This is a genomic window from Kitasatospora sp. NPDC057512 (assembly GCF_042802135.1).
Lineage (GTDB): Bacteria > Actinomycetota > Actinomycetes > Streptomycetales > Streptomycetaceae > Kitasatospora.
In genome coordinates this window covers 1-6,155 of record NZ_JBHVET010000532.1, presented here as the reverse complement: position 1 = coordinate 6,155, position 6,155 = coordinate 1, and the positions used below count along the sequence as shown (strand labels likewise).

Annotated in this window: 8 protein-coding genes; 4 read left to right on the top strand and 4 right to left on the bottom strand. The window is 72.3% G+C overall.

Annotated features, from left to right (window positions below; genetic code table 11):
* Positions 1–27 precede the first annotated feature (27 nt).
* The 3 genes from rplT to infC form a co-directional block, all read right to left on the bottom strand.
* A complete protein-coding gene (gene rplT / locus ACFU6K_RS28360; protein ID WP_030055649.1) occupies positions 28–423 on the bottom strand; it encodes a 50S ribosomal protein L20 in 396 nt (131 codons plus the stop codon).
* Positions 424–532: 109 nt separating this feature from the next.
* Complete coding sequence (rpmI, locus tag ACFU6K_RS28355) at positions 533–727, bottom strand: 50S ribosomal protein L35 (protein WP_030055648.1); 195 nt, start codon at positions 725–727, stop codon at positions 533–535.
* A 142-nt stretch (positions 728–869) separates the two neighbouring features.
* The gene (infC, locus tag ACFU6K_RS28350; protein WP_380667698.1) at positions 870–1,601 is read right to left on the bottom strand and encodes a translation initiation factor IF-3; all 732 of its coding nucleotides are present in this window, start codon (positions 1,599–1,601) and stop codon (positions 870–872) included.
* A gap of 446 nt (positions 1,602–2,047) precedes the next feature.
* Here infC and ACFU6K_RS28345 point away from each other — a divergent pair, with 446 nt between their 5' ends.
* The gene (locus ACFU6K_RS28345; RefSeq protein WP_380667696.1) at positions 2,048–2,425 is read left to right on the top strand and encodes a DUF1844 domain-containing protein; all 378 of its coding nucleotides are present in this window, start codon (positions 2,048–2,050) and stop codon (positions 2,423–2,425) included.
* 53 nt (positions 2,426–2,478) lie between these two features.
* Here ACFU6K_RS28345 and ACFU6K_RS28340 read toward each other — a convergent pair whose 3' ends face one another.
* A complete protein-coding gene (locus ACFU6K_RS28340; RefSeq protein WP_380667694.1) occupies positions 2,479–3,252 on the bottom strand; it encodes an SseB family protein in 774 nt (257 codons plus the stop codon).
* A gap of 102 nt (positions 3,253–3,354) precedes the next feature.
* Here ACFU6K_RS28340 and ACFU6K_RS28335 point away from each other — a divergent pair, with 102 nt between their 5' ends.
* The 3 genes from ACFU6K_RS28335 (at position 3,355) to ACFU6K_RS28325 (ending at position 6,137) form a co-directional block, all read left to right on the top strand.
* On the top strand, positions 3,355–4,578 hold the full coding sequence (locus ACFU6K_RS28335; RefSeq protein WP_380667692.1) for an amino acid deaminase/aldolase: 1,224 nt from the start codon (positions 3,355–3,357) through the stop codon (positions 4,576–4,578).
* Between the two features lie 58 nt (positions 4,579–4,636).
* On the top strand, positions 4,637–5,056 hold the full coding sequence (locus ACFU6K_RS28330; protein ID WP_049649875.1) for a hypothetical protein: 420 nt from the start codon (positions 4,637–4,639) through the stop codon (positions 5,054–5,056).
* A gap of 241 nt (positions 5,057–5,297) precedes the next feature.
* A complete protein-coding gene (locus ACFU6K_RS28325; RefSeq protein WP_380667690.1) occupies positions 5,298–6,137 on the top strand; it encodes a lytic polysaccharide monooxygenase in 840 nt (279 codons plus the stop codon).
* The last annotated feature ends 18 nt before the right edge of the window (positions 6,138–6,155 follow it).

The following is a 6,155-nucleotide window of genomic DNA, read 5'->3' as shown; positions in this document are numbered from 1 at the left end:
GGTCAGAGCTCAACCGATCTCGGAAGATCAGGCGGCGTCCGCGGCGGCCTTCGGGGCGTTCACGTCGGCCGGCAGCGCCTTCTGGGCGACCTCGACCAGGGAGGCGAACGCACCCGGGTCGTTGACGGCCAGGTCGGCCAGCATCTTGCGGTCGATCTCGACGCTGGCGGCCTTCAGGCCCTGCACGAAGCGGTTGTAGGTGATGCCGTTGGCACGGGCCGCAGCGTTGATGCGCTGGATCCACAGCTGACGGAAGTCGCCCTTGCGCTTCTTGCGGTCGTTGAAGTTGTAGACCAGCGAGTGGGTGACCTGCTCCTTGGCCTTGCGGTACAGGCGCGAACGCTGGCCACGGTAGCCGCTGGCGCGCTCCAGGATGACCCGGCGCTTCTTGTGGGCGTTGACTGCCCGCTTGACGCGTGCCACTTGATTACTCCTTGGGTTGGACCACGGACTACTTCACGTGGTCCGTCATTCGAATGGGTCGGGAAGGATCAGCTGCCCCGCTCACGGCTCGCGCCGGGCGGGAGGGCGATCACTTGCCGAGAAGCTTCTTGATCTTCTTGGCGTCAGCGGGGGCCAGCTCGACGGTCCCGGCCAGCTTGCGGGTCAGCGTCGAGGGCTTGTGCTCCAGGAGGTGGCGGCGGCCGGCGCGCTCGCGCAGCACCTTGCCAGAGCCACTGATCTTGAAGCGCTTGCTGGCGCCACTGTGCGTCTTCTGCTTCGGCATTTCGCCGTATCTCCTCGTCAGTCCCGTCCGCGCCCGCGCGACGTGCGCCGCGCGGGCGTGAACTGGATGGATCTGCGGTGACCGGGCGGGACGCCCCGTCACCCTGGGGGCCGGTCTCCCGGGCCTCCTGGCCGGTGAGGGCTCAGGCGCCCTGGGAGGCGGCCGGCTGCTCGACCGGAGCGTCGGCCTCGACGGCCGGCGCCTCGGCCGGGGCGTCCTCGGCCTCGGTCACGACGTCCTCGACGTCGGTCACGACGTCCTCGTCCTCGATGTCCGCAGCGGCGTCGGAGCCGCCGGTGCGGCCCTGACGCTCGGCCTTGCGGGCGTCCGCGAGGGCGCGGGCCTCGGCCATCGCCTCGGTCTTCTTCTTGTGCGGGCCAAGAACCATGATCATGTTACGGCCGTCCTGCTTGGGCGAGGACTCGACGAAGCCCAGGTCCTGGACGTCGTCGGCGAGCCGCTGGAGCAGACGGAAGCCCAGCTCGGGGCGGGACTGCTCACGACCGCGGAACATGATCGTGATCTTGACCTTGTCGCCCTGCTTGAGGAACCGGACGACGTGACCCTTCTTGGTGTCATAGTCGTGCGGGTCGATCTTCGGCCGGAGCTTCATCTCCTTGATGACCGTGTGCGCCTGGTTCTTGCGCGCCTCACGGGCCTTCATGGCCGACTCGTACTTGAACTTGCCGTAGTCCATGAGCTTGCACACCGGCGGCCGGGCGGTCGCCGCGACCTCGACCAGGTCGAGGTCGTACTCCTGCGCGAGCTCCAGCGCCTTGGCAAGCGGCACGATGCCGACCTGCTCGCCGCTGGGACCGACGAGTCGCACCTCGGGGACGCGAATCCGGTCGTTGATGCGGGGCTCGGTGCTGATGGGGCCTCCTCGGTTGCACCTTCTGCGATGCGGCCGTCGGACGGCGGTCGCACGTAGTGGACTCGACCACTGGGCGGGGCTTCATTCGTGCTGCGCTGTCCGGCTCCGTACACCGCCACACGAAAAAAGCCCCGCTCGGTACAAGCGGGGCTCCACACAACCGGGGGCTGCGCCCGGTGAGGGGCGCTGCGGCGACTCGGCGCCAGGGGCGCCCGTCGCGGACCGGGACCCGTCGGCCGCGAGGCCGACAAGGTGGGAGACTTTCGCGGTTGCCCTCTCGGGCCTCCTCAGTGGAGCCTCCACTTGCTGGCCGAGTGCCCATACGGGATCCCGGCCGGTCAGTCTCGAAGCTTACAGCGTCACGCCGTCGAACGCTATTCCGCCCCGGCGCGGGCCCCCTTGTACGCTCCACGTGTACCCACACGGCACAACGGAACGAGCCACCCTTGAGCAGCGAGCCCACCCAGAGCCCCGGCGCGGACGACGACGCGATCGGCTTCGACGACCTCACCCGCGACATCGCCGAGGTCCCGGCCGTCGAGGTGATCACCACCGTCGCTGTGCACCTGATGAGCGCCGCCGCGGTCAAGTGCGGTCTCGCCGAGGGCGGCGACAAGGACAAGGACCTGGACGAGGCCCGCAAGCTGATCACCGCGCTCGCCGGGCTGGTCACCGCCGGCGCCCCGGAGATCAGCAACTTCCACGCCGCGCCGCTGCGGGACGGGCTGCGCTCGCTCCAGCTCGCGTTCCGCGAGGCGTCCGTCGTCCCGGACGCGCCGGGCGCGGGGCCGGGCGAGAAGTTCACCGGGCCGGTCTACTCCTGAAATCGGACGTGAGAAAGGAGCGGCACACGGGTGCCGCTCCTTTCCCACGTCTACTACCGCTTGTAGAGCGGCTCCCCCGGCAGCTCCGCGCCGGCCGGCAGCACCGCGAGGTCCAGCCCCCGGTCCAGCCGCACCCGCAGCACCGGGTCGGCGGCCACGGCCTGTCCGACCCGCTGGGCGGCCGCCTGCAGCCCGGCCTGGTCCAGTGCCGGGTCGAAGACCACCGCGAGCACCCCGTCCGAGTCCTCCGAGGCCGCCAGCAGCCCGGTGACCACCTGCGGCTCGGCCGCCAGCAGCCCGCGGACCGCCTCGCGCACCTCCGGGTCCCGGACCGGCGGCAGGAACGCGCGGTTCTCCGCCAGCGCCCGCAGCCGGGCACCGCTCAGCAGGAACGGCACCGGCCCGGCCGGGTCGATCAGCAGGGTGTCGGCGCGCTCCGAGAAGGCCACCATCGCGGCCTGCGGGGCCGCGGTCGGCGCCGGGCGGGCGTCGGCGCGCCAGCGGGCGAGCGACTCCAGCGACGTGAAGGCCGGCAGCGCGCGGCGCCCGTCCGGGGCCTCCAGCACCGGGACGGCCATGTCGCTGGTCTTCTCGTGCCGGTGCCCGTTCGCGTCCACCTCGACCTCGCCGAGGATCGCGACGATCGGGACCATCAGCCGGGTGGGGGTCAGCGCCGCCAGCACCTCCGGCTCGGCCGCGCGGTCCCGCGACCAGCGGGCGAGGGCCTCGGTGAGCGCCTGGTCGGCGGTGCCGTCGTCGTCGGAGAAGCCGGGATTCGGGATGCTCTTGCCGACGAACGCCGGGTTGGAGAAGTCTTTGCGGTCCACCCGCCCGACCCTATGCCACCGCGCGCGAGCGGCCCCATTTCCCTGCACGCTCCCCGCGCACGGGGCCTACCCACCGGTAGCGCGGTGTGGCACCCTGCGGCCATGGTGATCCTCGACGCGCCCGCGACCGCACCCGCCCCGGTCTCCGACCGCCTCCGGTACGACCGCGCCACCGCCCACCTGGACGGGCCGGTGGCCGTCGTGGACCTCGCCGCGTTCGACGCGAACGCCGCCGACCTGGTCCGCCGGGCCGGCGGCAAGCCGATCCGGCTGGCCAGCAAGTCGATCCGCTGCCGGGCGCTGCTGGAACGGGCGCTGGCCGTGGACGGCTTCCTCGGGGTGATGAGCTTCACCCTGGACGAGTCGCTCTGGCTGGCCCGCACCGGCGTCCGCGACATCCTGCTCGCCTACCCCTCCGCCGACCGGGCCGGCTTCACCGAGCTGACCGCCGACCCGGAGGCCGCCCGCGAGATCACCGTCGTCCTGGACGACCCGGCCCAGCTGGACCTGATCGACGCGGCCCGCGGCGGCGACGCCGAGGTGCGGGTCTGCCTGGAGCTGGACACCTCGCTGCAACTGCTCGGCGGCCGGGTCCGGGTGGGCGCCCGGCGCTCGCCGCTGCGCACCCCCGAGGACCTCGGCGCCTTCGCCGAACTCGTCCAGCGCCGCCGGGGCTTCCGGGTGGTCGGCCTGATGGCGTACGAGGGGCACGTCGCCGGGGTGGGCGACCGGGTGCCCGGACGGCCGGTGCGCTCGCAGCTGATCCGGCTGATGCAGGCCAGGTCCCGGACCGAGCTGGCCGAGCGGCGCGCGGCGGCGGTCCGACGGCTGCGGCGGGTGGCCGACCTGGAATTCGTCAACGGCGGCGGCACCGGCAGCGTGGAGTCCACCGTGGCCGAGCGCGCCGTCACCGAGGTGGCGGCCGGCTCCGGGCTGTACCAGCCGGGGTTGTTCGACAACTACCGCTCCTTCCGGGGCCGCCCGGCGGCGCTGTTCGGCCAGCCGGTGGTGCGCCGCCCCGGCCTCGGCGTGGTGACCGTGCTCGGCGGCGGCTACCCGGCCTCCGGCGCGGCCGGCCCGGACCGCTCGCCGGTGCCGTACCTGCCGGCCGGGCTGCGCTACGACCCGATGGAGGGCGCCGGGGAGGTGCAGACCCCGCTGCTCGGCTCGGCCGCGGACGACCTGCTGATCGGCGACCGGGTCTGGTTCCGGCACGCCAAGGCGGGCGAGCTGTGCGAGCGCTTCGCCGAGCTGCACCTGGTCGAGGGCGACCGGGTCGTGCGGACGGTGCCGACGTACCGGGGCGAGGGGAAGACGTTCCTCTGACGCTTCGTCCGCCTTTGCCCTACCGTGGTGGCGACACTGCGAACGTGAAGGGGGCGGCATGGACGCCGAGCTCGTGCAGGAGATGGTGAGGTCCGGGGCGACCTCGGTGGCCGGACTGATGGCCACGGCCGCCTGGAACCAGGCCAGTTCGCGGATCGCCCGGCTGTTCGGGCGCGGCGAGCGGGACGAGGAGGCGAGCGCCGAGCTGGAGGTGATCCGCGCCGAGGTGCTGGAGGCCGACGGCGACGAGGAGGTCCTGGCCGACCAGGCCGCCGCCCTTCGCAACCGGCTGCGCGCGCTGTTCCGGACGAACCCGCAGGCGGCCGAGGAACTCTTCGACATCCTCAGGGAGTTCCTGCCCGGGCAGTTCGAGAAGGCGCCCGGCGGGACCTACATCATCAACACCATCAGCGGCAGCTCGACCGTCAACAGCGATCTCGTGATCCAGGCCGGCATCATCCACGACATGCGGCACTGACCTTTCCGGAGCCTTAACGGGGCCCGATGGAACGGCTAACCACGGCCGTCCGTCGGGCCTTTGTCCTGCTCGTGGGCCTACAGTCCGTCAACAAGCACAGTACGCGCGGCTATTGCCTTCTGGTCCAGACCAATCCTACGCTCTGGCCGGGAGCCGCGCGCCGGGCCGGCGGCTCCCGAACGGGCAGGCGTGCCCGTTCCCCCACGCACGCCCGGAACGACGGTCAAGGAGTCCCCACCCCATGTCCATCAAGCGAAGTGCCCTGTCCGTCGGCGTGATCGGCGCCGCGGTCCTCGCGGTGGCCGGTGCCACCGCCGGCACCGCCAGCGCCCACGGCACGATGACCAACCCCGTGAGCCGGGTCGCCGCCTGCTACGCCGAGGGTCCCGAGCACCCGGTGTCCCAGATCTGCAAGGACCTCGTCGCCGCGAGCGGCACCCAGCCGCTGTACGACTGGAACGAGGTCAACATCGCCAACGCCAACGGCAACCACCAGGCGCTGATCCCGGACGGCAAGCTCTGCTCGGCCAACCGCGACAAGTACGCGGCGCTGGACTGGCCGCGCACCGACTGGCCGGCCACGGCGGTGAAGTCCGGCGCCTTCACCTTCCAGTTCCGCACCACCGCGCCGCACGTCGGCACCCAGACCGTCTACATCACCAAGGCGGGCTACGACCCCACCAAGCCGCTGAAGTGGTCGGACCTCGACCCGACCCCGGTGGCCAAGGTGCAGGTCGACCGCAACGCCGTCAACGGCTCCTACAGCTACTCCGGCACCCTGCCGCAGCGCACCGGCCGCCAGGTGCTGTACACGGTGTGGCAGCGCAGCGACAGCCCGGAGGCCTTCTACGCCTGCTCCGACGTCGACTTCGGCGCCTCCGCCACCGCCGCGTCGGCGCTCACCGCCCAGGCCCCGGCCGCGCCCAGCGACGCCCAGATCGCGGCCGACGCCGCCAAGTCCACGGTCGCCCACCACGGCCACGGCGGGGACCCGGACTCCCCGGCCGGCCAGGTGATCCCGACCGCCTCGGCGGCCGTGGGCGGTACCTCGGCCACCGGTCCGCTGCTGCTGTCTGTTTAAGACTTGTTCGTGGTCTGG